This is a genomic window from Flavobacterium stagni, from assembly GCF_004122105.1.
Lineage (GTDB): Bacteria > Bacteroidota > Bacteroidia > Flavobacteriales > Flavobacteriaceae > Flavobacterium > Flavobacterium stagni.
The window spans coordinates 72,162-95,969 of record NZ_SBKN01000003.1; the positions used below are offsets into that span (position 1 = coordinate 72,162).

Here is a 23,808-nt window from a genome sequence, read left to right on the forward strand (position 1 = left end):
TTTGTGCTACAAGAAGCAAGAAGCGTGAGTGAAATTGGACTAAAGTCTAAAGTCTAACGTCTCTTTTTCACCAAACGTTTCACGAATGCAAAAACACCTTTTGAAACTGGAGCTTGATCTTGAAAGCGGGCACAGTGTGCATTGAAGGCTTCAATTTCTTCTGGGGTGGGGTTGTGGTCGTCAAAGACATTTTGTTGGCAGAGGGTACAAAACCGTGCCCGTTCCTCCGGATTGAGTTCGAGCCAATTCTCGCTGCACGATTTCGGCATATGTTGGGAGGTGGGCATTTACTCGGTGATTTTGATTTCGAATAGTTTGTCCCAGTTTTTCCCCGTTACAAAAAACGTTTTGGTCGCAGGGTTGTAGGCGATACCGTTAAGTACGTCCGTGTCGGGTAATTTGGTGATTTTGGTTTCCAAACCGGACAAGTCCAACACGCCTTCTACCGCTCCTGTTTTGGGATCAATAACTACAATGGCTTTTTGTTGGTATACGTTGCTGTAGATTTTTCCGTCTACCCACTCCAATTCATTCAACTCTTTTACTTTGGAATCTAAGGAATAGACATTGATGCTTCCGGTAATTTTTAAGGTTTCAGGGTCAAGGGTATAGATTTTTTCTGAACCGTCGGATTGGTAGAGGTTTGTACCGTCGTTGGTTAATCCCCAACCTTCGATTTGTTTGTCGTATTGGAATTCTTTTAACTTTTTAAAGTTGGTCACGTCATATACAAATCCGGTGGTTTCTTGCCAAGTGAGTTGGTACACTTTGCCGTTTAAAACAGTAATCCCTTCTCCAAAATACTTGGGATGGAGGTTGACATTTAAGTCGGCTTTCCCGGTTTTGAAATCGGTGCGCAACAACTTGGATTCGCCATACTGACCGGTACCTTCATACAACACGCCGTTGTAAAACTGTAGGCCTTGGGTGTAGGAGGTAATATCGTGGGGATAGGTGTTGACGATGGTGTATTTTAAAAACTTGGGTTGGATTTTTGAGACCAATTCCAAACGGGTAGTGTCGGCTGTGGGTTTGCCTTCGCTGTATACGGTAGCGATTAATTCTTGGTAACCTAATTTTTCTTCGTTTAACGGGAAGGAAAAGGCGGCATTTCCTTTTGTCGAACCGAGGCGTTTGTTGTTTAGGGCAAAAGCGACACTGTCAATTTTCAGGTTATTCGGGTTCGCAATCGCTGGGTTTACGGTCTCTCCCTGGGTGTAAGTGGCTTTGATTTTGGTTTCGTCGATTTGGAATCCGGTTTCGGTTGGGGCACAACTGGTCACGGTGATTCCTGCTAATAAAATGACTGTGAAGTATTTAAATGCTTTCATGCTAAAATTTGTCGTAAACGTGTTTACAAATGTATTATTTATGGTGTTAAGATGTTGCAAAAAAATAAAAAGAATGTATCTTTGCAGCGGCAAGTCCTACACGACCAGCTCCTGCAAAATCCTCCAGGATGGGAACATAGCAAAGGTATGCGGTTGTAGCGGTGCGATGTAGGTCGCTTGCCATTTTTTTTTGAAATTTCCTTTCTTCAATTCCCTTACAATTTTATGGTTCTTCAATGGCATATCCTAAAACTGCCCCTCAAGGAAACCTTTTCCATCAGTTACGGGAATTACCAATTTAGAGAAGCATTACTCGTCCAACTGTCGCATGCGGGTTCAACAGGCTATGGCGAATGTACGGCGATTACCTATTATCAAATCGACCTATTGCAATTTGATCAATTGCTTCACTACCATCAAAAAGCCATAGAAGGTTTTGGCATCCACCATCCGTGTGATTTTTATACGTTTCTAACGCAATTGCAGTTGCCTGATTTTCTCAAGTCGGCACTCGACTGCGCCTATTGGGATTTATTTGGGAAATTGGAACAACGGTCGTTTATCGAAATGAATGCGATTCCGACAACCACCCTTCCGGTGTCGAGTTGGACGATATCCGTAGCACCTGTAGCCACCCAATTGGAAAAGATGCGGGCGTCGGCTTGGCACAAGTTTAAAGTAAAATGTAACGGCTTGGATGTGTCGGCAATTAAGCAACTACTAGCTTCTGATTTTACGTTTTCTTTGGATTCCAATGCGAGTTTTACACCTGCGGATTGTGCGGTTTTGGCGGATATTCAAGGTATCGAACGAATACTGTATGCCGAACAACCCATGGCGGTGGGCTATGAAAATTATAAGCATTTGAGGGCAACCGACGCGATTCGTTGGATGGCGGATGAAGATGCCCAGCATGGGAGTGATTTGGCTGTTTTGCAACCACATTACCCTAGTGTGAATGTCAAAGTGATGAAGTGCGGCGGACTCACACCCGCGCTCGAAATGGTGCGTACCGCCAAAGCGATGGGCTTCATAGTGATGTTGGGGTGTATGACCGAATCGACGGTAGGGATTTCAGCGGGTGCAGTATTGGCGCCGTTGTGTGATTTTGCCGATTTGGATGGCTCCAATTTGATTGCCAATGACATTGCCACGGGTACGACTATTGTCAACGGAAAGATCGAATTGGCGACTACTCCGGGTCTCGGAATTCAGTTAAAATAAATATCTTTAGCAAAAAATACGATTCTATGAAATTTCAACCCATTGTCCCCATGATTTGGACGCGCGAATTGGAAGCTACGGTTTCTTTTTACTGCGAAATCTTAGGATTCCATTTGGGCAATTACAGTGAAGAATGGGGTTGGGCTGCCATCAGTAAGGACGAATGCGAAATCATGATCGCGCGTCCGAATGAGAGTACGCCTTTTGAACGGCCTTATTTTTCGGGCACTTTTTACATTAAAACAGATGATGTGGAAACCCTTTGGCACCAAATCAAAGACAAGGTGAAAGTCGCCTACGATATGGAAGACTTTGACTGGGGCATGCGGGAGTTTGCGATTTATGATAACAACAGTTATATGTTGCAATTTGGGCAGGACATCACCGGGACGGTGTAAGTTGCAGTCGCAGTCGCAGTCACAGTCACAGTATTTCTAATGTCCAACGTCTAAAGTCTAACGTCTAAAGTCCAACTTCTAACGTCTAAAGTCTAAAATTCAATGAACAAAATAGTTTTCATCACGGGAGGGTCATCGGGCATTGGTCGGGCGATCGGGGAGTTTTTACAGGAAAAAGGCTGTACGGTTTACGGTACGAGTCGGAACCCCGAGCGTGTCACCGACAGCAAAATCAAATTATTGGCCTTGGATGTTCGCCACCCCGAAAGCATACAAGCGGCAGTACGCCAATTGGTTGCCGAAGCGGGTCGCATTGATGTGTTGATCAACAACGCGGGTGTGGGCATTACGGGTCCGATAGAAGAAATTCCCGCCGAAGAAATCAAAAACAATTTTGAAACCAATGTATTCGGTCCGATTGAAGTGATGAAAGCAGTGTTGCCCCACATGCGGGCACAGCGTTCGGGTTTGATTATCAATATTACTTCTATTGCGGGCTATATGGGATTGCCGTACCGCGGTGTGTATTCAGCATCCAAAGGGGCGTTGGAATTAATCACCGAAGCGGTGAGCATGGAAGTCAAAGGATTTGGGATTCAGGTTACCAATGTGGCCCCTGGTGATTTTGCGACCAATATTGCCGCAGGAAGGTATCATGCGCCTGTGGTTGCGGGTTCGGCCTATGAAGCCACCTATGGTAAAACCTTAGCAGCGATGAACGAACATGTGGATTCGGGCAGTAATCCGCTGGAAATGGCGCAAGCGATATATACGATTATGCAGGCCAAACAGCCTAAATTGCATTATAAGATTGGTGCCTTTATGCAACGGTTCTCGATTGTCTTGAAACGGGTTTTACCGGATCGGGTGTATGAGCGGATGTTGATGAAGCATTATGAAATGTAAGTGAACAGACGCAGTCGCAGTCGCAGTCTCAGTCTCAGTATTACTTAAGTCGTAAGTCGTAAGTCATAAGTCGTAAGTCGTAAGTCGTAAGTCGTAAGTCAAAAGTCGTAAGTCATAAGTCGTAAGTCATAAGTCGTAAGTCATAAGTCGTAAGTCATAAGTCATAAGTCGTAAGTCATAAGTCGTAAGTCATAAGTCATTAGTTGCAGTTATTCTAAAATCTAAAATCTAAAATCTAAAATCTAAACTTCAATACTATTTCCTCAATCAAAACGAGTTGCGTACTTTTATTTACAATTAAATACATATGACTTTATGGATGAGCTTCTCAGATTTGCATTTGGTTTAGTAGTACTTGCGGTGCTTTGGTATTTTTTTCGAACCCTCGCTCGATTTGTTGACAATGTGGCTAAGTATAACAAAACCCAACATGAAATTCTTGAGCGATTGGATCAAATTCAAAAAGATTTGGATGAATTAAAAGCGGGTGGTGGTAGTGAGCAGTAAGCAGTGGACAGTGAACAGTGAACAGTGATCAGTCGAAAAGTCGTAAGTCATAAGTCGTAAGTGATTAGTTGCAGTTATTCTAAATTCTAAAATCTAAATTCTAAAATCTAAACTCTAAACTCTAAATTCCAATAATATTTCCTCAATCAAAACAGGTGTTGTATTTTTGCACGCGGTTGCGCTAGGGATGGAGGGATTGTTGGAGCTCACCCGAAGGATGAGGGTAGCGACTCCCGACAGCCCGACCCCGGAAGTATGGAGGGGTAGCGCCCCAAAAATTATTGTTCAACGAAACACAACGATTATAACTATATTTTTATGAAATTTTTTATTGACACGGCGAATTTGAATGACATTCGCGAGGCACAAGGATTAGGGATTTTGGATGGCGTAACGACCAATCCTTCGTTAATGGCGAAAGAGGGGATTACGGGAACGGACAATATTTTGAAGCATTATGTGGACATTTGCAACATCGTTGAAGGTGATGTGAGTGCCGAAGTGAATGCTACTGACTATGAAGGTATGGTGCGTGAGGGCGAACAATTGGCCGACCTTCATCCACAGATTGTAGTGAAATTGCCGATGACGAAAGACGGCGTGCGCGCGTGTAAATATTTCTCAGACAAAGGCATCAAAACAAACGTGACCTTGGTGTTTTCAGCGGGTCAGGCGATTTTGGCTGCCAAAGCGGGTGCCACTTATGTGTCGCCATTCGTGGGTCGCTTGGATGATATTTCGACCGACGGGTTGAACTTGATTCAGGAGATACGTGAGATCTACGATAACTACGGGTATGAAACCGAAATCTTAGCAGCTTCAGTGCGTCATACGATGCATATTGTGAACTGCGCGAAGATTGGTGCAGATGTCATGACGGGTCCGTTATCAGCCATCTTAGGCTTGTTGAAACACCCGTTGACTGATATTGGTTTGGCTCAGTTTATTGCCGATTATCAAAAAGGAAATCAATAATAGTGATACGAAAAAGCCCCGAGAACATCGGGGCTTTTTTATTTTAGGTCTTCTTCAAATCGGATGTCAAACATGTTGGTAAATCCGTTTTTGATGGTTTTGTCTTTGTTGATGATTAAAGTGCGGTGGACTTTGGTAATCGCCCATTTGCTTTTGATGTCTTCGAAATTACTACAGTGGTACTGACGTATGGGTCCGAAGTCATATTTCTCCAACGCTTTTTTCCAAGTATCAAAATCGCGGTCCAAATTAATCGCCACAAACTCATAATTCGGGTATTTCTTTTGGAGTTCGATGGCTTTTTTGTGTGCAGCCAACAAATGTGAACTCAATTTGTCACTCCAGAAAAAGAGAATGGTGTTTTTCTGAATAAGGTCAGACGACGAAATAGACTTACCTTCTAGGGTTTGTACGCGAACTTCGGGTAAGGGTTTACCATCGGTAAGTAAACTGATGGCTTTACCCAGTTTTAAGATTTCATTCTTTTTACTCTTGTCGGTTGAAATTTTGTAGTAGTGTTTTAAAAATTCCTGGTTGTTGACCATATTTTGGTCTTCCAACAAGTATTGAAAGGCAATACTGTTCACCACAATATTTTTGACCTTTTCGTTTTTAATAAGTGTATCCGCAATTTTGAGTTTGTTGATGTTGGTTTTAAGTGCCAAATCCACTTCGGTAAAGTGGTTGTGGTAATGAATAGAACCCACATTGTTGAGCATCAAATTGAGGTACATGACAAACGGGTTGAAGTCGGTTAACTTCTCATTGCTAAAATCAATGGTTTTTCGGAAGTCATAATAGTCTTTCGGAAGTTGGTCACTTACATCATTCCCCGTACGCATTTTGTGAATCATGGGATAGATTTCTTTGCGGGTGTAATGCGGGTAGAGGTACATTCCTTTGGCATACACATCAAAATCGTCACTCCAATTGATTTCTTCTTTTTTTGATGTATAGAATTTTTGGTTGTCTGAGTTGACTTTTTGGATGTAAGCATTGTATTTTTTTACATCATAATCAAACGTTTCAAACATGTGGTCTTTTTCCTTTTCATTGCGTAAAAACATTTCCATTAAGAAATTGTTTTTTTGATCGCCACGACCACAGAATACGATCGATTGGTCAAAATCTTTGGAATCGATATGTACACGAAGGGAATCGTTTTTATCGAAATAGACGTATTGGTATTCGGGTTCGTGTTTGAACGAATACAGTCCGGGAGCTAAAGAATCAAACTTTTTGAAAAAGGTATTGTCTTTGTTCAATGGGATGGTATCAATCACCTGATTGTTTTGACAGAACAATACATAGCGGTTTTGCGGATTCTCTACTTCGCCACCAAAATAGGCAGTGTAGTTATCTGCAGCAAATTCACTTTTTTTACAGGAAGTAAACAGCGCAAACAAGGCTGTTGTCAAGCATAAATATGTTGAGGCAATTTTACAATTCATTTACTATCCCTATTGTTATCAACAAAAGTATTTAGTAATGGTATATTATTCTGTTAACCATTAGTTAAACTTAGTTTTAATCCTATTCCGATTGCGATACTACAAAATTTGATTTACATTTGAAAATTGAGAGATTAATTTAGAATGAAGCTACGAATAACCATTGTATTGCTCTTATTGATGTTGGGTGTGCAAGCCCAAACCGACTTGGTGTATAAGGATTTGAACATAAGTGCGTTGTGTCGCAATTTTGTACAATGGCAGCAGTACCAAGATACCCAAATGGCCTTGTATTCCAATTTTGAAGCTTTGGATGAAAATGGGATTTCCATTTCACGCTTGGCATTTATGCAAAAATTAGAAACCGGAACCTTTGTGTGTATTGCCGATCCCGGGCAACCGCAGCAGTACCGACTTTTTCCGATGCCCAAAGATGCCAATCCGGGTGTGGGAGCGATATTGAGTGAATTGGGGTTCAACGGCATTCGGCAAGTGCAAATGGAAGGGCAGGATTTTCCTCTTTTGGATGCTGTAGATTTGTCGGGAAAACGGATAACCAATGAGAGCTTGAAAGGCAATTATGTGGTAATCAAATGTTGGTACATTCATTGTCCAGTTTGTGTGAAAGAATTTCCGGAAGTGAATGCTTTGGTTCAAGAGTATTCCAATTTGCGCAAGGATGTAGTTTTCCTCAGTTTGGCCGAAGACAGTCCGGAACAACTCAAGGTATTTTTAGCTAAAAAGAAATTGGATTACTTAGTAATTCCAAATACAAAAGACTTCATGAACATCACCTTAGGTTTAAATGCTTTCCCGACGCATTTTCTCTTGGATAAAGAAGGAAAAATCATCAAGGTAGTGGGTTCCGTTGACGCCTTGAAATGGGTGTTGCAAACCTATTTGCGCTCGTAAAAAAACAACCAAAAAAGAGGGGTTAAGTCGGGGCATTTGCTTACTTTTGCACCGAATTTAATAAAACCTCGATACATGTTAACAGTATCCAATTTATCGGTACAGTTTGGAAAACGCGTTTTGTTTGACGAAGTGAATACTTCATTCACGCAAGGCAACTGCTACGGAATCATCGGTGCCAATGGAGCCGGAAAATCTACATTTCTCAAAATCTTAGCAGGCGATATGGACCCTACATCGGGTCGTGTCATCTTAGAACCGGGTAAGCGGATGTCGGTTTTGAATCAGAACCACAATATGTTTGACGATCATACGGTTTTGGAAACGGTATTGATGGGAAATAAAGTCTTGCATGCCATTAAATCAGAAATGGATGCGTTGTATGCCGATTATTCGGATGAAAATGCGGACCGCATTGGCGAATTGCAGATTCAGTTTGACGAAATGAACGGATGGAACGCCGACAGTGATGCGGCGGCCTTGTTGTCCAACTTAGGAATCAGTGCGGATTTCCATTATACGTTAATGGCGGAAATGGAAGGGAAGTTGAAGGTGCGTGTGCTTTTGGCACAGGCGTTATTTGGCAACCCGGACGTGTTGATCATGGACGAGCCGACCAACGACTTGGATTTTGAAACCATCGGTTGGTTGGAGAATTTCTTAGCGAATTATGAAAATACGGTGATTGTGGTTTCCCACGACCGTCACTTTTTGGATGCGGTATGTACGCACATTTCAGATATTGATTTTAGTAAAATTACCCACTATTCGGGGAACTATACCTTTTGGTACGAGTCAAGTCAGTTAGCCGCAAAACAACGCGCCCAACAAAACAAAAAAGCCGAGGAGAAGAAACAAGAGTTGGAAGAGTTCATTCGTCGTTTTAGTGCGAATGTGGCGAAGTCAAAGCAAGCGACATCCCGTAAGAAGATGTTGGAGAAATTGAACTTGGACGAAATCAAACCGTCGAGTCGTCGTTATCCAGCCATTATTTTTGACCAAGAGCGTGAGGCGGGTGACCAAATCTTAAACATTCAAAACTTGGCCGCATCGATTGATGGCGAAGTGTTGTTTAAGAATGTGGATTTGAACATGGCAAAAGGTGATAAAGTTGTGGTGTTTTCAAAAGATTCCCGTGCAACCACTGCTTTTTATGAAATATTAAACGGTCATTTGACTGCTGATGCAGGAACGTATGAGTGGGGAGTGACTACGATTCAGTCCTATTTACCGAATGACAATCACGAGTTTTTCCAATCGGATATCAACTTAGTAGATTGGTTACGCCAATGGGCCAAAACCGAAGAAGAGCGCGATGAAGTTTACGTTCGTGGCTTTTTAGGGAAAATGATTTTCTCAGGAGAAGAAGCTTTGAAAAAATGTAATGTATTGTCAGGGGGAGAGAAAGTACGTTGTATGTTGTCTCGCATGATGATGTTGCGTGCCAATGTATTGATGTTGGACGAACCCACCAACCACTTGGACTTGGAATCGATTACAGCATTTAACAACTCGTTGAAAAACTTTAAAGGTTCGGTGTTGTTTACGACACATGACCACGAATTTGCACAAACAGTGGCGACACGCGTATTGGAATTAACGCCAAACGGTGCGATCGATCGTTACATGACCTTTGATGATTATTTGGATGATCCGAAAGTAAAAGAGCTACGTGCAAAAATGTACTAGAACATAAAAAAATCCCGAGGTTGCGACTTCGGGATTTTTGTTTTTATTCTTTTCTACGTTTGTGTTTCCAGCGTTTGTGGGTCCACATATAATATTCCGGTTGTTCGCGTATTTGCTCTTCGACTTTTGCCATAAACCGTTCCGAGATTTTATAATCGGGTTCGCTGTGTACATCTTCCGAAAGTACTTCAAACGTTCCTTGGTAATAGCCTCGTTTTAATTTCTTTACCCGCAAATAAATCATGTTCATATCAAATTGCTTGGCTAAGGATTCGGCTCCATAATGAATAGGCGTTTCAATGCCCATAAAGTGGTGCCAATAAAGATTGGTTTCACTCCAACGCGGCGTTTGGTCACTGGCAAAACCATACAAACTGAGTACGCCATTTTTGGCATTGGCTTCGATGGTGGGTTTGGTTTCTTTGGTCGTAATCAAATACGCTTTGAAACGCGAGCGAATATTTTTTACCAAGCGATCAAAATACGGATTGTTGATGCGCTTGTAGATGGCAAATCCTTTGAATTGGATGTGGTGATTCATGGAAATAACCCATTCGTAACTGGCGTAATGCGCACACAGTAAGGCAATACTTTTTCCTTTTTTTTCTAAATCGGTATACACTTCCAAATTGGTGTAGGTAAACCGTTTCTCGATTTCCTTTTGTGAAATGGATAGGGTTTTGATCATTTCGAGAAACATATCGCACAGATGGCGGTAGGATTTCTTTTCAATGATTAATCGTTCGGAATCGGACAATGTTGGAAATGCCAACTGAATATTTTTGCGTACCGCTTTTTTACGGTATCCAATGATGCGATACATTAGAATGTAAATTCCATCGGAAAACACATACAGCAATCGAAAAGGCAATTGTGCGATGAGCCAAATGATGGGATAAACGAGAAGGTAAGCCAGTAATTGCATGCAAAAAATTTGTGCAAATATACACGGAATCGCGTATCTTTCGCGTTGATTTAACAAATCATATACACGCTTCGTTTCATTTTATTTTAAGGATTATGTGGGTTTTGTATGTACTCATTGCGCTGAATGTCATCATGAGTTATCGGGGTTTTCAAGACCGCCTCTTTTTTCATCAGTATTTATTTCATGTAGGAAGTATTCGTGCCGGTGATCAGGTGCGCATGTTTTCTTCCGCGTTTTTGCATGCAGACATTCCGCATTTGGCGTTTAATATGATTGCCTTGTACAGTTTTGCACCCGTAGTTATTCTTAATTTCGGAACCCTTACCTTTTTATTAATTTATGTAGCGAGTTTGGTATTTGGCAATATGCTGAGTTTGTATATGCACCGCGACCATCCCAGTTATACGGCAGTGGGCGCATCGGGAGCGGTGTCCGGAATAATCTATGCTTCAATTTTATTAAATCCTGAAGGGGGCATTTATTTGTTTTTTATTCCTTATGCAATTCCTGCCTACCTATTTGGTTTTGGATATTTGCTGTTTACCATTTATGGAATGCGGGCCAAATCTGACAATATTGGCCATGATGCCCATTTTGGTGGAGCCATTGGCGGTTTGGCATTTACGTTAATGAAAGCCCCTGAATTGTTTCTGCTCAACCCGTTGTTGGTCATTGGGTTACTTGTTCCCATTGCGATTATGTTCGTTTTACTGCGTATGGGGAAGCTGTAATGGCACAACTTTTGGTCAGCGATTATAAAACCTTTAAATAAAACATCCATGAAAAAGTTAGTTTTCGCCTTATGTATGGCAACGGTTAGTTTGCTCCAGGCACAAGAATCAAAAATAGAACCGCAAATCACGGTTTCGGGTCAAGGGAAAGTAAAAGTCGCACCCGATTATGCCGTAATCACTTTTGGTGTTGAAAATACCGGTAAAGATGTGGCGGAAGTGAAAAAGTCTAACGATGAAGCGGTGGATAAAGTCATCAAGTTTTTAAAGAAATTCGGTATCGCTGGAACGGAATACCAAACCTCTGATGTTTCATTGGGACGTAATTACGACGAATCCAAAAAGAAATATGCCTATCAAGCGAGTCAGACACTCACCGTTACCTTACGGGATTTGAGCAAATACGACGAATTGACGTTGGGGTTGCTGGATAACGGGATCAATTCGATTTCTGGAGTCGAATTCAAATCTACTAAAATTGAAGAGTTGCGTTCACAAGCCCGAAAGTTAGCCACTCAAGATGCCTTGAAACGCGCTCAAGATTATGTAGCACCCTTAAATCAAAAAGTGGGTAAAGCGATTACGATAAATGAAACAGGAGGCGAGTTTTTCCCGATGTTGAAAACAACAAATGGATTTGCCAATTTTGCAGCAGATGCACCGCAGGAAACTTTAGCCATTGGTTTAATTGAAGTCAGTTCTTCCATTACCATCAGTTTTCGATTAGAATAAACAAAAGCCTCGCAAGAGGCTTTTTACTTTTTGGGGATTTTCAGTTTTTTCTTTTGTTTGGCTTGGTCGCCGTTTTTTATGATATCTTCCTCAACCGTGAGGTAATCCTTGGTACGTTTAACTATACAATTAGCATAGGGTTCTTCTTCACAGATATAACGGTTCGCCCGACCAAATTCATTCCATTGCGTATCTTTTTCAGTGTAAAATCGGTACTGGCCCCAACAGCCAATAATCCAACCGGGTACGACAATTATTTCTTGAAATCCATCGTGATTCACATCGCCAATGGCTTCTACACCGGCGTCAACCGCATTGGATAATTGAATTTTTGCAGGCGTATAGGAAAATGAAATCTCGATTTCACATCCGCCACCTCGACAATCGCCCCAAGTTTCTTCATTGGTATAATGCGGCATTTTGACAAAGGCCGTGTCAATGATAGTATCCCCATTCATGTCGCCCAAAATCATTTTCTTGATGTCAAATTGAACGACTTGTGTTATAGTGTCCTTAGGAGTTCCGTTTTGTGCGGCGCTCCAAAATCCAAAACCTAGGAAGAATAAAAGTAGGGATTTAGTCATAAGCAGCATTACTTTGATTGATTCGGTCTTCGTCTCTAAAAGCGTCGAGCGAACCTTTTTGCGTATTACGTTTTCCTTTGATATCCGTGATTTCTTGGGTGGCAAGATTCATCACCCGAACGCCAATGGAGTGTGAATTGTCTTCTTCAAAATAAATAGCATACACAATGTATTTGTATCCTTCGTTTTCAAAAGTTAAGTATTTCAAATCGAGTGCTGATTTTGTATTGCCACTCCCGCGGATCCAATTGGAATACGTAAACTTTTTGAAACTGGTACTGTCTTTTTGTTGGGGAAATTCGAAGTCAATTTTCTTTACATCTCCAAATCGATACACTAGAAAGGAATCATCTTTGGCTTTGTTGATTGTAACTATTTTGCCAGATGCCGTTTGAAAACTGAATAGAGTTACTTCATTGGTAGGTGTTTTTAATTGGGCCTGACAATTGTATGCGAATACAAGACAAAAAATAAATATAAATGGTATTGCTTTTTTCATAGTGATAGACTGATTTATATTGGGCTACGCAATATTTGTTCCATTTTTTTACCCTTGGCCAATTCATCCACTAGTTTGTCCAAATAGCGTACTTTTTGGGTCAACGGATTTTCAATTTCTTCCACACGGTAGCCACAAATCACGCCTTTTATTAAATGGGCATTGGGATGCAGTTGCGCTTGATTAAAAAAGGTTTCAAAATTGATTTTTTCGGAAATGGCTTGTTGAATGACTTGGTCGGTATATCCTGTAAGCCAGGAGATGACAGTGCGTAATTCCGTTTCTGTACGTCCTTTTTTGACGACTTTGGCTACATAATGGGGATAAACAGAGGCAAATTGCATGGCGGCAATTTTTGCATCATGATGTTCAGTTGAAATGGACATATAATTTAAATTTAGCTCTAAAATACACTTTTGTAAATGAAATTAGAGATTTTAAAACTTAAATTGGGTATGTATAGCTGGATGGGATATTGGTTGTGTTTGAAATATTCGATCTAAAAATTTATTCCACGACATGGGATCCAATAACATTTTGGGACATTCATTTCGAGTGATATCGTAATGACGAAGAATATGTGTTCGATCAATATGGTATTTATGGGCTAAATAACGGGTGAGTTCAATGGTTTGTTCAAGAGTGATGTCAAAATTTCCATCTCTATTTACACACATTTCGATTCCAATCGTCACATTATTTGCTGATTTTTGTTTACCCATTAATTTTCGGGCAAGCGGCGTATAGTTGTAAAAGGCAGTTCCTACATGAAATCCCGCTTCATCCTCGGGTAGACATTGAATGATTTGTGTATCATCAACTAGAAAATGTGGAGAAGCATACATAAGTTGTCGATCAATATAATGCTTCTCATTGTAATAATTCCGCATGGCTAACGCATCTGCTCCCTCTCGTTCTTTCGCTGTGCAGTGCAAAATTAGGGCTTTGTGTTCGCTTAATTTTCTTCCTGGGCGATTGTGGTTGGTCAAAAAAAGAGGTGAAATTGGAAACATAGCTTGACGTTAAGAAAATTTTACATTGGTTTTATTTCGTTTTCTTTTCAATAACCGTAAAATAAGTAGGAAAGGAATTGGAGAAAAATAGCCGCTCAGTAAAACAATAGCTAAAGTATGGCTCACTTCTTGGTATTCTTTTAAAATATACATGGCAGCATAACCCGCTAAAAAACTCACGACTAAGCAACTGATGGGGTTACATTTTGTCCAAAAGTAATTTTCATCTTTTCGAACCATTACCCAACGATAATGGATGTAAGCAAGTCGTAAACCTTGTCCTAACATACCCAATATACCGCCGTTAATCAATACACATAAATCTCCTGACATATCGATGAATAATTCTATTAGTTAAGGAAAATAGCAGGTAATTTTGGGAGGGGCATTTTTTCTTTTAAGGTGGCACAGCCTAAGGGTCCGGAGACCCTTTTGACTGCACTAAAGGCGTATAAATCGAATTTGGCTTACGTATGAATAATGGAATTGTCTTTCATGTTTGTCATTGCCGTTACAAGATTACAACGAATGAAAAATTTAATCACTAGGGTTTTTCCTATTTTTCAAAAGTATTTTTCCTATCTAAGTGTTTGAAAAAATCCTATTTATGTATTTAATTTATTGATTTTTAGTATTTTAAATCGATTTCGTCTCAATAATAATATCAATACAAAAAGGGGGTAAAATCCTATTTTACATCCGATCAGAAGTATAAAAGGGGTACTAACGAAAATTATCCTACAAAAAAAGTTCTACTAAATGCTGTAAAGCTCTAAAGGCAATCCGTCGGGATCAAAAAAGAAGGTAAATTTTTTACCCGTGTATTCGTCGATTCGTAAAGGTTCGACTTCCACTTGAAACAGTTGCAAGCGAGTTATTGCTGCTTCAATATCTTCAACGGCAAAGGCCAAATGGCGTAATCCTAACGCTTCGGGCCGACTCGCACGCGGTTTGTAATCGGGAAATGAAAAGAGTTCGATACTATATACACCATTCAATGCCAAATCCAATTTATACGATTGACGCTCTTCGCGATACACTTCTTGGATGATTTCTAGTCCTAAAACTTCCGTGTAGAATGCTTTGGATTTTTCGTAATCAGAAACAATTAGGGCTATGTGGTGAATGGATGAAAACATGAGTTTTTTTTAGGTCAAATAAAGGAAGAACAAAGTTCTATATTTCTGAATAAATAGGCATTTATTTTAACCAAAGTTTGATAAAATCAGGATTGCCCGAAAGCGGATAAACATAAAAAGTAGTACAAACATTCCATAGTGGTGAGTTTTCAATCGGATCGAATAATACTCCAACGTTATTTTTATAATAGGAATGAATAAAAGCCATTTGGTTTCCCTTTCGATACAAAAATCCCACGTGAATGGTACCAAATCCAATAAAATGAATGCCCTCGGGAATTTTTGATTGCAATTGAGTAATACCGTCTTCTTTAGTAGTAAACGTTAAAGTAATAATAGTTTGGCCACCGCTTAACAGTTGGGCTTCTTCCATCGGACCCATTTGTGCCATTTTGTAGCGATTGATAGGAACGCCAACATCACGAAGGGTAGTGGAGACAAAATAACTGCACGCTACAGGTTGCTTTCCGGGTAACTCAGGATGGCCATCAAATGACCATGGTGTTCCAATCCAACAAGGAATGAGTTTTTGATAGAGCTGCTGGGTAAAGGCATCCGACTGTTTGGTAAAATCCGTTTCTTTTTGCGCCTTTGCTTTAATTGCAGTCGCTTCTTTTTTCAATTCATTATACGAAACATTCGACTTTGTCGGGGCTTGAAGTGGAGAAGTACTTTTTGTTGATTCATTCGAATCTACAGTTTGGGTAGCATTGTTTTGGCAACTTACCCATAACGGAAAGCATAAAAGTAAAAGTCGGAAATGCATCATTGTTTTTAATTACAACTCCGACTTTTTCATTTTAGTATTACAGACGGAAGTTCATCGCCAAGATCAACCGATGTTCTTGTTTGCGCAAATCGGCTTTCCAATCCGCTGGAATTGGGTCGGTAGTAAATCCTGTGGGCGAAGTTGTACCGCCACGACCTGCAAAATAAGGCACATTGGACTGACGGTAGTCGTATTCCAAACGGAAAGTCACACTATCGGAAGGCATCCAATCCAAAGTCGCACTGGTTTGAAACATTCGTAATTTTTCTCCATTGGCCATCGCTATTTCATAACCATTGGGTAGTGTACTGTTGGTTTGTGCGGGTGTAAAGGCCAAATAACTTCCGGGATTGGTCACATAATCCGCTCGAGTGGTTAATGCCAAGCGGTTATTGTTCCACCAAATGCGATGGGCTATCGAACTTCCCGTCATGAAATTGGATTTGCCTGAAACACCAGGTCCATTTTGAAAGCCGTAATGATTGTTCATGCTAAAGGCGGCTTGGGTAATTCCGTGTTTTTTGTTTTCAGGATGGTAATAGCGGTACACGATACTGTTATCATGGTGAAATCGCACCACATCCGATAAACTGCCATCGGGATTACGACTGTCACGACCCAAATAGAAATTGGCGACTAACTGAATGTTCTCATGAGGACGATAATAATTTGAATTTCCAATGCCCGGACTTTTGCTCCAACTGTTGTACGATTGCCATCCGTTGAGTAACCACAATTCGGTGCGGTAATTTTTGGTTGGAAAATATTGCACACGAGCCCCTTGAAAATAAAACGGCGTAAAGTCACACACCATACTGCGTTGGTAGCTCCAATTTTCTTGGGTAATGTAGCTCTCCAATCCGATGTAGCTCATAAAAATCCCCATTTCAACATTCAATCCATAATTTACATCAAAGTGATAGCCAGCTGCGGCTTCGCGAATGAATTTTAAATTTCCAGTACCTGTATTGCGTCCACGAGCAATTGAGCCGTCGGTTTCTTGAATGATATGCAACATACTTCCCGTTTGTAACCACAATCGACCGATAGCGTTTTTATAATTGGTTTCCAATCCAATACTTGCAAGTGCAATACTAAATTCGTTGGCCCGACCCGTAACCGCAGAAATCGTTTGGGTATTGTCTTTAGGTCGGTTAAAATTATAATTAAAATACCCATCCAAATACACGACACCCGTAACGATGGTTTCTCCGTTTTTGTCTTTTAATTGTAAGGGAAAGTCTTGTTGACGGTTCTGACCGTTGATCCAACGGAGGTTGTAATTTTCAAAAGGTACTTTGGTAGAATCCGTTTGTGCTTGGATGGATAATGTCAACAATAAACTCCCTAGTATGTGTTTTATTTTCATAAATAATGAATTGAATTATAAATAGATATGTGTTTGATTTTCAAATAAAAAAACAGAATATAAATCTTCGTGTTTTAGTGTAATGCCTTCCGATTGCGCAAGGGACAAAACGGAAGGCGTGGGTTGTAATGGATCCACTTCATGAAAGTCCCAACGCTCTACAAAATGCCGTGTTCCGTGATAAAATCCGGTGAAAACGCCGCATAATTTTTCCCCCGATTGCAATTCGATTTGGACTTTTAAATCCGTCAATTGATCCAGTTGATCATACAAGACTCTTGATTTATCGGTTTCCATGCTTTTCACGATTAAGTTCAAACGGTGCGGCAGGTTGGTAGACCAATGGCACATCTTCTATAATCACATCGCTTTTGTCCAATCCAAAGGCTTTTTCATCGCTAATTCCCATGTGTTTCAGGTAATAATAGCTATTCAATAAAATGCTGTCACGAATTTTGAATTCATTTTCCACAGATAAATATTTCTCAATGACAATAAATTTAAAATCAGGTTCGCTGTTGTATTTGGTCGAACCGTCAGGGCGAATGTGCAGGTTGAGTTCTTGGCATTGCACTAAATCCTGCACAATTTTCTTGAAGAGCAATTCGGTTTTAGGTTGGATACGGAAACCAATATTCAAATTCACTTTAATCACTTTATCATCCACCAATTCGGTCACATTGTACGTCATCGTATACGGATCATTGGTTCGGTTGATATGTAAAAACCAATATACATCAGCCCGTTTGGGTTTTTTGCCAAATAATGATTTGATGATTTTGTCTTCAATTTGGTGACGACGGTCGGCTTTGGTAAGGTAAATCAAATGCGTAGCCGTTTTCGGAATACTATCGTCTTCGGATAATTCAGAAAGTATCTTACTGTATTGACCCAATTCAGAGAAACGCGTATAGCGGTTGTGAATTTTTCGGGCTTCGTACCAAATGTACATCACGGAGAAAATGCCCAATTCGAAGAATAAAAACATCCAACGTTCTTTGATTTTCGCCACATTGGCAATAAAGAAGGACGTTTCCACAATACTGAATAATGTTAAAATTCCGATTACTTGCCAACGTTGCCATTTCAATCGGTAATACAAGAAATAACCGAGTAAAACCGTTGTCATCATCATCGTAATAGTTATCGAGAATCCGTATGCCGCTTCCATGTGTTCGGAAGAACGGAAATACAAGATCATCAAGACACAACCAAACCACAAGACAGTATTCACAGACGGAATATAAATTTGTCCTTTCATTTCAGATGGTTGACGCACCGCCACTCGAGGCCAGAAATTTAAGTTCATGGCTTCATTAATAAGCGTGTAACTACCGCTGATTAAGGCTTGGGAGGCAATGACGGTAGCCATGGTTGCGATAATAATCGACGGCACCAAGAACCAATCGGGGACAATTTCATAAAACGGATTTTTCCCGTCTAGAAAAGCACTTTTTTGATGCATCATCCAAGCAGCTTGTCCTAAGTAATTCACTACCAAACTGATTTTGACAAAAACCCAACTGATGCGAATATTTTTCAAGCCACAATGCCCCAAATCGGAATACAAGGCTTCGGCTCCCGTGGTACAAAGGAAAACCGAACCCAACAACCAGAACCCCGCGGGATACTGACTCAACATTTCATAGGCATAGTAGGGGTTTAACGCTTTTAAAATTTCGGGATGATACGTGATTTGGTGAATTCCCAATAGGAATAACATACTAAACCAAACCAACATCACGGGTCCAAACGAACGTCCGATAATGTGTGTGCCAAACCGTTGGAAGAAAAAGAGTAGAGAGAGAATCAAGATAACAATTCCAATGGTCAAGGAATTACCAGCGACAATTGTATTTTCCAAGCCTTTCACCATACCCAATCCTTCTACAGCTGATGCTACAGAAATAGGTGGCGTGATTATTCCGTCCGCCAGTAACGTTGTTGCGCCTAAAATAGCAGGAATCACGAGTTTTTTACCATAGCGACGAACCAAGGCGTAAAGAGAGAAAATCCCGCCTTCTCCATTATTGTCGGCTTTTAAGGTGAGCCAAATGTACTTGATGGAGGTTTGAAGTGTAAGGGTCCAAAAGATGGCCGAAACACCACCATAAACGAGTATTTCTTCGATTTTTCGATTGCCCATGACAGCGCGAAGGGCGTAGAGTGGACTCGTTCCGATGTCCCCATAAATTATTCCGAGCGCCACTAAAACCGAGGCCAAGGTAACTTTTTGCGTAAGCGAATGCTTTGAATTCATAATAGTAAACTTTGATGAGGCAAAGTTCGCTCGCTATCTATCGGTAAAATCTAAAGAAAGAAGGGATGGGTGTAAAGATTTTATAAAGAAAAGAGAATTATGAATTATGAATTATGAATTATGAATTATGAATTATGAATGCACTTTTTACTAATAATTCATAACTCATAACTCATAACTATTAAACAAACCGGTAGCCCACACCGCTTTCCGTCAAAATATGTTCGGGTTGGTTGGGGTTGGTTTCAATTTTTTTGCGAAGGGTTCCAATAAATACGCGTAAATACTGGGTTTCCGTTTGGGCACCTACGCCCCAGATTTCTTTCAAAATGTATTGATGGGTGAGTACCCGACCTTCGTTTTTTAGCAACAACACTAATAAAGAAAACTCAGTGGCGGTGAGTTTGATTCCTTCGCCAGCCTTTTTAACGGTATGCGCAGTGAGATCAACTTCTAAATCGCCCGAAGTATATACAGTCGTTCCATTGTTGGTTTGCTGACTGCGAAGAGCCGACCGAATACGGGCTTGCAACTCGGCCGTGCGAAAGGGTTTGGTCAAGTAATCATTCGCCCCATTATCCAACGCCTTCACAATATCCGCTTCTTGATCCAACGCTGACAGGATAAAAATGGGTTTGTTGTACCAAAGTCGGAGCTCCTTCAAGACCTCATGGCCATTCATATCCGGCAAACCCAAATCCAATAAAATCAAATCGGGCGTATGATTTGCTGCCAGGAGAATCCCTTGCTTACCATTTTCTGCCAAAATAACCTTGTAACCACTATTCTCTAAAGTGATTTCCAACAAGCGCCGAATCTGGGGTTCGTCATCAATGATTACTATACGGGCGTTATTCATTTTTCAATTGATTCAAATAATTGGTTTTTACTGGGATTTGCATCAATAGCTGTAATCCCGAACGGTCACTGCGGTTCTGGGCTTTTACCGAACCTTGTAATGCTTCAATATAGCCTTTGACAATCGACAATCCCAATCCCGTCCCTCCCGTTTGGGTGTGCGGTAATCGGTAAAATTTTTCAAATAAGGTTTCCAAATGTGCTTCAGGAACACCCGAACCTTCATCGGTTATGCTGATTTCTAATAGGTCATCTGAAATGGCTACTTCAATGTAAACGTTTCCTTGTGTATAGAGTAGCGCATTTTTCACAACGTTCAACACAATTTGATCCCACAATCCCGCGTCTGTTTGACATAACGGCAACTGTTCGTTCGGAGTAAAATGTATTCTATTTTGATCGGGAAAATGATGTTGTAACGTTCCGTGTATGATATCGTTGATGTCGCACCATTCCATTTTTGGCGCAAGCAAACCCGATTCAAGACGGCTTACGTTCAAAATATTATTCACTTGCAAATGCAATTGAAGTCCGGCCGACTCAATCTGCTGCAATAAATCAGTTTGTTCTTGGGGAGCTAATTTTTCTTTTAACTGTTGCAAGGTTTCTGCCGAACCGATTATCGTGGCTATCGGTGTACGCAACTCGTGCGAAAGTGAGTTAAAGAAAGTCGAGTACAAGGTTAAGGTGCGTTCTTTTTCAGCTTGTTCTTGGTTTTGTATTTGTATTTTTCGAATACGTCGTGTAAATACCACATTGACCAATGCAATTACAAAATACATGGAAAAAAGTAAAATATCTTCAGGGCTTGTAATATGAAATGTGAAGACAGGCGGAATAAAAAAGAAGTTCCAGACTAAAGCACTTAATGCAGCTATGATCAAAATAGGAATGATTTCAAAGGTCATAGCCATAATTGAAACCGTCATCAGCAAAAGCAAGGCGACCACGCGATAGCCCAAAACGTCCCGAAAAATAAAGCACGGCAAACAAACCAACAGTAGTAAGACTACGCCAGTACCCAATTGCTTGATCCATGGTTTGGTTTGCATCCCACAAAGGTACGGACTTGGATATAAAGAAAAAGTAAATTTTAAGGCACGATTAATGAATATTTTTTGGCAGCACAAGCCTGGTTTTCAAAGGCGCAATGGTCCCGCTTTCGCCTTTACCTGCCTGCCGGCAGGCAGGTCTCTCCGCTACGCTTCGAGGATATCGGCTCTACCTGCCTGCCGGCAGGCAGGTCGGGGGCTGTATCTACGTTTTGTGTATTTAAGAAATTATCTATTTAATAAAAAAGATTTCAATTGCGCATACGTTGCTATACGTGTTTTTACCTTTTCCAAGGGTAAGAGCTGGGCAATAGCTTCGGGCAATGGCAATTGAATCGATAACGTATTTTCTACTTCTTCTAAAAACTTAACAGGATGCGCGGTTTCCAAAAACAAACCTATCGCGTTGGGATGATTTTTTAAGGCTTGCTGCAATCCCAAATAACCCACAGCACCATGAGGTTCGGCAATGTACCCCGTTTGGGAATAGATGGTTTGCATAACAGCACGTGTTTGTTCGTCGGTATAGGAGTAGGAGGAAAAGTCGTTCAATAAAGCTTCTAGACTGTGATCATACATGGCTTGAATCCGTACAAAATTACTCGGATTCCCCACGTCCATGGCATTGGAAATAGTCGGTTTTGAAGGTTTTGGAATATAATTTCCGGTTTGTAAAAATTCGGGTACGGTATCATTAACATTGGTGGCGGCTACAAAGTGGGTAATCGGCAATCCCATTTTTTTAGCCAATAAACCAGCACATATATTTCCAAAATTACCACTTGGACACGATACGATGATTTCTTTTTGGTGCTTTTTCATTTGTTGCCACGCAAAGAAATAATACAACATCTGTGGCAACCATCGCGCCACATTAATGGAATTGGCTGAGGTGAGTCCACAACCTTTTAAATCCGTATCCAAAAAAGCCGTTTTCACCATGTCTTGGCAATCGTCAAAAACGCCATCCACTTCGAGTGCATGAATGTTTTGTCCTAACGTTGTCAATTGCCGTTCTTGAATATCACTCACTTTTCCCGAAGGGTAGAGAATGACGACATCGACGCCTTTTACTCCCAAAAATCCGCTGGCTACTGCACCACCAGTATCACCAGAAGTAGCTACCAAAACCGTTACTTTTTCCTCAGAATTTCGGTTGAAATAGCCCAAACAACGCGACATGAATCGGGCGCCCACGTCTTTGAAGGCGAGGGTCGGACCGTGGTACAGTTCTAGACTATAAGTATTTTCATGTACCGCCACACACGGGAAATCAAAGCACAGTGTTTCTGCTATGATTTGCCGTAATTCCGATTCTGGAATGCTTTCACCCACAAAAGGCGCCATCACTTGAAAGGCAACTTCCTCACGGGAATACTGCTCTAAGTTGGCAATAAATTCGGGTGATAAAGTTGGAATCTGTTCGGGATAATAGAGTCCGCGATCGGGAGCAATACCCGCAATCACGGCTTCTTTAAACGATACTTTATGGTTGGGATTGTTGAGACTGTAGTAGTTCATGGTGGAAGTTTCAGGTTAAGCAATGGATTCAATAATACGTACGCCTTCGGTATCAATGGCTGAAATGTGGATGTCAAAAGCAATTCCGGTCTCCAAATAGGCCTGACTCATGGCAAAGGCGGTTTTTTCCGCTTGGGAAATACCTTTGCACAAGGCAAAAACAGAAGGTCCGGCTCCTGAGATACCCGCTCCCAAGGCACCACTGAGTAGTGCGGCCGACTTGAGTTCGTCAAAAAACGGAATGAGTCCCTTTCGCAAAGGTTCGATGACCACATCTTGCAACGAACGTCCAATCAACGCATAATCTTGAGTGCAGAGTCCGGCAACCAGTCCGCCCACATTGCCCCATTGGGTAATGGCCGCTTTTAAGGAAATAGTGGGTTCCAAAACGGCCCGTGCATCGGCAGTTTTTAACTCAATTTGCGGGTGCAGTACAACGGCATATAATTCACTGGGGGCAGGAATTTCGACCACATCCAACGGACCGTAACCGCGAATTAAGGTGAAATTACCCAACATACAAGGAGCGACATTATCTGCATGTTCACAGCCGCTTGCTATGGCTTCGCCCTTCATCGCTGCATTAAGCAATTCTTTTTTGGAAAGCGGATACCCCAAAAGTGCATTGATTCCAAACGCAGCTCCTGAGGCACTTGCCGACGAACTGCCAATGCCGCTTCCGGCTCGGATTTTTTTATGGATTTCGATTTCAATTCCAAAATCGGGTTCGCCCACTTCATCCAATACGGCTTGTGCGGCAACTCCGGCAACATTTTTATCGATTTCGAAAGGCAAAGTAGCGCCTGTGATTTTGGTTATTCGCAATCCTTTTTCAGTTACTTTTCGAAAAATCATTTCATCTCCAATGGCTTGCAAGCAAACACCAATGACGTCAAAGCCACAATTCAAATTGGCAATCGAAGCGGGAGCAAAGAGTTTGAGTTCGGTCATCACTTTTTA

Annotated in this window: 27 protein-coding genes and 1 other RNA gene; 10 read left to right on the forward strand and 18 right to left on the reverse strand. The window is 41.1% G+C overall.

Annotated elements, in window-relative coordinates; translation table 11 throughout:
* Nucleotides 1–53: 53 nt before the first annotated feature.
* Nucleotides 54–287, reverse strand: a complete 234-nt coding sequence (locus EQG61_RS06350; protein WP_129461079.1) for a hypothetical protein — start codon at nt 285–287, stop codon at nt 54–56.
* The gene (locus EQG61_RS06355; RefSeq protein ID WP_129461080.1) at nt 288–1,331 is read right to left on the reverse strand and encodes a glutaminyl-peptide cyclotransferase; all 1,044 of its coding nucleotides are present in this window, start codon (nt 1,329–1,331) and stop codon (nt 288–290) included.
* Between the two features lie 87 nt (nt 1,332–1,418).
* Here EQG61_RS06355 and ffs point away from each other — a divergent pair.
* The 6 genes from ffs (at nt 1,419) to fsa (ending at nt 5,341) form a co-directional block, all read left to right on the forward strand.
* Nucleotides 1,419–1,517: signal recognition particle sRNA small type (gene ffs / locus EQG61_RS06360), an RNA gene on the forward strand.
* Between the two features lie 39 nt (nt 1,518–1,556).
* On the forward strand, nt 1,557–2,555 hold the full coding sequence (locus EQG61_RS06365) for an enolase C-terminal domain-like protein (RefSeq protein ID WP_129461081.1): 999 nt from the start codon (nt 1,557–1,559) through the stop codon (nt 2,553–2,555).
* Between the two features lie 26 nt (nt 2,556–2,581).
* Nucleotides 2,582–2,953, forward strand: a complete 372-nt coding sequence (locus tag EQG61_RS06370) for a VOC family protein (RefSeq protein WP_235829036.1) — start codon at nt 2,582–2,584, stop codon at nt 2,951–2,953.
* Between the two features lie 102 nt (nt 2,954–3,055).
* Nucleotides 3,056–3,859 carry an SDR family oxidoreductase gene (locus tag EQG61_RS06375; RefSeq protein ID WP_129461082.1) on the forward strand — a complete coding sequence of 268 codons (804 nt, stop codon included), beginning with the start codon at nt 3,056–3,058 and terminating at the stop codon, nt 3,857–3,859.
* Nucleotides 3,860–4,174: 315 nt separating this feature from the next.
* Nucleotides 4,175–4,366: a hypothetical protein gene (locus EQG61_RS06380; RefSeq protein ID WP_129461083.1), complete on the forward strand. Its 192-nt coding sequence runs from the start codon at nt 4,175–4,177 to the stop codon at nt 4,364–4,366.
* 318 nt (nt 4,367–4,684) lie between these two features.
* A complete protein-coding gene (fsa, locus tag EQG61_RS06385; RefSeq protein WP_129461084.1) occupies nt 4,685–5,341 on the forward strand; it encodes a fructose-6-phosphate aldolase in 657 nt (218 codons plus the stop codon).
* Between the two features lie 38 nt (nt 5,342–5,379).
* Here the strand turns inward: fsa and EQG61_RS06390 are convergent, their stop codons facing one another.
* Entirely contained in the window at nt 5,380–6,792 is a 1,413-nt protein-coding gene (locus EQG61_RS06390; protein WP_129461085.1) for a TlpA family protein disulfide reductase, read from the reverse strand.
* Between the two features lie 144 nt (nt 6,793–6,936).
* Here EQG61_RS06390 and EQG61_RS06395 point away from each other — a divergent pair, with 144 nt between their 5' ends.
* Nucleotides 6,937–7,704: a TlpA family protein disulfide reductase gene (locus EQG61_RS06395; protein ID WP_129461086.1), complete on the forward strand. Its 768-nt coding sequence runs from the start codon at nt 6,937–6,939 to the stop codon at nt 7,702–7,704.
* Nucleotides 7,705–7,779: 75 nt separating this feature from the next.
* On the forward strand, nt 7,780–9,393 hold the full coding sequence (locus EQG61_RS06400) for an ABC-F family ATP-binding cassette domain-containing protein (protein ID WP_129461087.1): 1,614 nt from the start codon (nt 7,780–7,782) through the stop codon (nt 9,391–9,393).
* 43 nt (nt 9,394–9,436) lie between these two features.
* Here EQG61_RS06400 and EQG61_RS06405 read toward each other — a convergent pair whose 3' ends face one another.
* Nucleotides 9,437–10,318 carry a lysophospholipid acyltransferase family protein gene (locus EQG61_RS06405; RefSeq protein ID WP_129461088.1) on the reverse strand — a complete coding sequence of 294 codons (882 nt, stop codon included), beginning with the start codon at nt 10,316–10,318 and terminating at the stop codon, nt 9,437–9,439.
* Between the two features lie 95 nt (nt 10,319–10,413).
* On the opposite strand from EQG61_RS06405, the gene EQG61_RS06410 reads away from it, so the two are divergent.
* Together EQG61_RS06410 and EQG61_RS06415 are read left to right on the forward strand one after the other, a co-directional pair.
* A complete protein-coding gene (locus tag EQG61_RS06410) occupies nt 10,414–11,052 on the forward strand; it encodes a rhomboid family intramembrane serine protease (protein WP_129461089.1) in 639 nt (212 codons plus the stop codon).
* Between the two features lie 48 nt (nt 11,053–11,100).
* Nucleotides 11,101–11,784 carry an SIMPL domain-containing protein gene (locus tag EQG61_RS06415; RefSeq protein WP_129461090.1) on the forward strand — a complete coding sequence of 228 codons (684 nt, stop codon included), beginning with the start codon at nt 11,101–11,103 and terminating at the stop codon, nt 11,782–11,784.
* A 23-nt stretch (nt 11,785–11,807) separates the two neighbouring features.
* Here the strand turns inward: EQG61_RS06415 and EQG61_RS06420 are convergent, their stop codons facing one another.
* The 14 genes from EQG61_RS06420 to EQG61_RS06485 all read right to left on the reverse strand — a co-directional run bounded on the left by EQG61_RS06420 (nt 11,808) and on the right by EQG61_RS06485 (nt 23,799).
* Complete coding sequence (locus EQG61_RS06420) at nt 11,808–12,368, reverse strand: hypothetical protein (protein WP_129461091.1); 561 nt, start codon at nt 12,366–12,368, stop codon at nt 11,808–11,810.
* Entirely contained in the window at nt 12,361–12,867 is a 507-nt protein-coding gene (locus EQG61_RS06425; RefSeq protein ID WP_129461092.1) for a hypothetical protein, read from the reverse strand. Before EQG61_RS06425 ends, EQG61_RS06420 begins: the two co-directional genes overlap by 8 nt.
* 14 nt (nt 12,868–12,881) lie before the next feature.
* Nucleotides 12,882–13,253: a DUF2200 domain-containing protein gene (locus EQG61_RS06430; RefSeq protein ID WP_129461093.1), complete on the reverse strand. Its 372-nt coding sequence runs from the start codon at nt 13,251–13,253 to the stop codon at nt 12,882–12,884.
* Nucleotides 13,254–13,304: 51 nt separating this feature from the next.
* The gene (locus tag EQG61_RS06435; RefSeq protein WP_129461094.1) at nt 13,305–13,880 is read right to left on the reverse strand and encodes a peptidoglycan recognition protein family protein; all 576 of its coding nucleotides are present in this window, start codon (nt 13,878–13,880) and stop codon (nt 13,305–13,307) included.
* 9 nt (nt 13,881–13,889) lie between these two features.
* Entirely contained in the window at nt 13,890–14,213 is a 324-nt protein-coding gene (locus EQG61_RS06440) for a hypothetical protein (RefSeq protein WP_129461095.1), read from the reverse strand.
* A 422-nt stretch (nt 14,214–14,635) separates the two neighbouring features.
* Nucleotides 14,636–15,019: an SMU1112c/YaeR family gloxylase I-like metalloprotein gene (gene gloA2 / locus EQG61_RS06445; protein WP_129461096.1), complete on the reverse strand. Its 384-nt coding sequence runs from the start codon at nt 15,017–15,019 to the stop codon at nt 14,636–14,638.
* 61 nt (nt 15,020–15,080) lie between these two features.
* A complete protein-coding gene (locus EQG61_RS06450; RefSeq protein WP_129461097.1) occupies nt 15,081–15,788 on the reverse strand; it encodes a hypothetical protein in 708 nt (235 codons plus the stop codon).
* Between the two features lie 37 nt (nt 15,789–15,825).
* Entirely contained in the window at nt 15,826–17,157 is a 1,332-nt protein-coding gene (locus tag EQG61_RS06455) for an outer membrane beta-barrel protein (RefSeq protein WP_129461098.1), read from the reverse strand.
* A gap of 15 nt (nt 17,158–17,172) precedes the next feature.
* Nucleotides 17,173–17,454 carry a hypothetical protein gene (locus EQG61_RS06460; protein WP_129461099.1) on the reverse strand — a complete coding sequence of 94 codons (282 nt, stop codon included), beginning with the start codon at nt 17,452–17,454 and terminating at the stop codon, nt 17,173–17,175.
* Nucleotides 17,441–19,417 (reverse strand): KUP/HAK/KT family potassium transporter, encoded by a 1,977-nt coding sequence (locus EQG61_RS06465; RefSeq protein WP_129461100.1) that lies wholly within the window; start codon nt 19,415–19,417, stop codon nt 17,441–17,443. The genes EQG61_RS06460 and EQG61_RS06465 overlap by 14 nt, the downstream gene beginning before the upstream one ends.
* A 181-nt stretch (nt 19,418–19,598) precedes the next feature.
* Nucleotides 19,599–20,276, reverse strand: coding sequence for a response regulator (locus EQG61_RS06470; RefSeq protein WP_129461101.1), 678 nt, complete (start codon nt 20,274–20,276; stop codon nt 19,599–19,601).
* On the reverse strand, nt 20,269–21,327 hold the full coding sequence (locus EQG61_RS06475) for a sensor histidine kinase (RefSeq protein ID WP_129461102.1): 1,059 nt from the start codon (nt 21,325–21,327) through the stop codon (nt 20,269–20,271). The genes EQG61_RS06470 and EQG61_RS06475 overlap by 8 nt, the downstream gene beginning before the upstream one ends.
* A gap of 228 nt (nt 21,328–21,555) precedes the next feature.
* Nucleotides 21,556–22,848 carry a threonine synthase gene (gene thrC, locus EQG61_RS06480; protein WP_129461103.1) on the reverse strand — a complete coding sequence of 431 codons (1,293 nt, stop codon included), beginning with the start codon at nt 22,846–22,848 and terminating at the stop codon, nt 21,556–21,558.
* Nucleotides 22,849–22,863: 15 nt separating this feature from the next.
* The gene (locus tag EQG61_RS06485; protein ID WP_129461104.1) at nt 22,864–23,799 is read right to left on the reverse strand and encodes a homoserine kinase; all 936 of its coding nucleotides are present in this window, start codon (nt 23,797–23,799) and stop codon (nt 22,864–22,866) included.
* Nucleotides 23,800–23,808 lie beyond the last annotated feature (9 nt).

What these genes read in the sequence shown, in the direction of transcription:
- EQG61_RS06350 (WP_129461079.1), bottom strand. Translation starts at nt 287, where the DNA reads ATGCCCACCTCCCAACATATGCCGAAATCGTGCAGCGAGAATTGGCTC.
- EQG61_RS06355 (WP_129461080.1), bottom strand. Translation starts at nt 1,331, where the DNA reads ATGAAAGCATTTAAATACTTCACAGTCATTTTATTAGCAGGAATCACC.
- EQG61_RS06365 (WP_129461081.1), top strand. Translation starts at nt 1,557, where the DNA reads ATGGTTCTTCAATGGCATATCCTAAAACTGCCCCTCAAGGAAACCTTT.
- EQG61_RS06370 (WP_235829036.1), top strand. Translation starts at nt 2,582, where the DNA reads ATGAAATTTCAACCCATTGTCCCCATGATTTGGACGCGCGAATTGGAA.
- EQG61_RS06375 (WP_129461082.1), top strand. Translation starts at nt 3,056, where the DNA reads ATGAACAAAATAGTTTTCATCACGGGAGGGTCATCGGGCATTGGTCGG.
- EQG61_RS06380 (WP_129461083.1), top strand. Translation starts at nt 4,175, where the DNA reads ATGGATGAGCTTCTCAGATTTGCATTTGGTTTAGTAGTACTTGCGGTG.
- fsa (WP_129461084.1), top strand. Translation starts at nt 4,685, where the DNA reads ATGAAATTTTTTATTGACACGGCGAATTTGAATGACATTCGCGAGGCA.
- EQG61_RS06390 (WP_129461085.1), bottom strand. Translation starts at nt 6,792, where the DNA reads ATGAATTGTAAAATTGCCTCAACATATTTATGCTTGACAACAGCCTTG.
- EQG61_RS06395 (WP_129461086.1), top strand. Translation starts at nt 6,937, where the DNA reads ATGAAGCTACGAATAACCATTGTATTGCTCTTATTGATGTTGGGTGTG.
- EQG61_RS06400 (WP_129461087.1), top strand. Translation starts at nt 7,780, where the DNA reads ATGTTAACAGTATCCAATTTATCGGTACAGTTTGGAAAACGCGTTTTG.
- EQG61_RS06405 (WP_129461088.1), bottom strand. Translation starts at nt 10,318, where the DNA reads ATGCAATTACTGGCTTACCTTCTCGTTTATCCCATCATTTGGCTCATC.
- EQG61_RS06410 (WP_129461089.1), top strand. Translation starts at nt 10,414, where the DNA reads ATGTGGGTTTTGTATGTACTCATTGCGCTGAATGTCATCATGAGTTAT.
- EQG61_RS06415 (WP_129461090.1), top strand. Translation starts at nt 11,101, where the DNA reads ATGAAAAAGTTAGTTTTCGCCTTATGTATGGCAACGGTTAGTTTGCTC.
- EQG61_RS06420 (WP_129461091.1), bottom strand. Translation starts at nt 12,368, where the DNA reads ATGACTAAATCCCTACTTTTATTCTTCCTAGGTTTTGGATTTTGGAGC.
- EQG61_RS06425 (WP_129461092.1), bottom strand. Translation starts at nt 12,867, where the DNA reads ATGAAAAAAGCAATACCATTTATATTTATTTTTTGTCTTGTATTCGCA.
- EQG61_RS06430 (WP_129461093.1), bottom strand. Translation starts at nt 13,253, where the DNA reads ATGTCCATTTCAACTGAACATCATGATGCAAAAATTGCCGCCATGCAA.
- EQG61_RS06435 (WP_129461094.1), bottom strand. Translation starts at nt 13,880, where the DNA reads ATGTTTCCAATTTCACCTCTTTTTTTGACCAACCACAATCGCCCAGGA.
- EQG61_RS06440 (WP_129461095.1), bottom strand. Translation starts at nt 14,213, where the DNA reads ATGTCAGGAGATTTATGTGTATTGATTAACGGCGGTATATTGGGTATG.
- gloA2 (WP_129461096.1), bottom strand. Translation starts at nt 15,019, where the DNA reads ATGTTTTCATCCATTCACCACATAGCCCTAATTGTTTCTGATTACGAA.
- EQG61_RS06450 (WP_129461097.1), bottom strand. Translation starts at nt 15,788, where the DNA reads ATGATGCATTTCCGACTTTTACTTTTATGCTTTCCGTTATGGGTAAGT.
- EQG61_RS06455 (WP_129461098.1), bottom strand. Translation starts at nt 17,157, where the DNA reads ATGAAAATAAAACACATACTAGGGAGTTTATTGTTGACATTATCCATC.
- EQG61_RS06460 (WP_129461099.1), bottom strand. Translation starts at nt 17,454, where the DNA reads ATGGAAACCGATAAATCAAGAGTCTTGTATGATCAACTGGATCAATTG.
- EQG61_RS06465 (WP_129461100.1), bottom strand. Translation starts at nt 19,417, where the DNA reads ATGAATTCAAAGCATTCGCTTACGCAAAAAGTTACCTTGGCCTCGGTT.
- EQG61_RS06470 (WP_129461101.1), bottom strand. Translation starts at nt 20,276, where the DNA reads ATGAATAACGCCCGTATAGTAATCATTGATGACGAACCCCAGATTCGG.
- EQG61_RS06475 (WP_129461102.1), bottom strand. Translation starts at nt 21,327, where the DNA reads ATGCAAACCAAACCATGGATCAAGCAATTGGGTACTGGCGTAGTCTTA.
- thrC (WP_129461103.1), bottom strand. Translation starts at nt 22,848, where the DNA reads ATGAACTACTACAGTCTCAACAATCCCAACCATAAAGTATCGTTTAAA.
- EQG61_RS06485 (WP_129461104.1), bottom strand. Translation starts at nt 23,799, where the DNA reads ATGACCGAACTCAAACTCTTTGCTCCCGCTTCGATTGCCAATTTGAAT.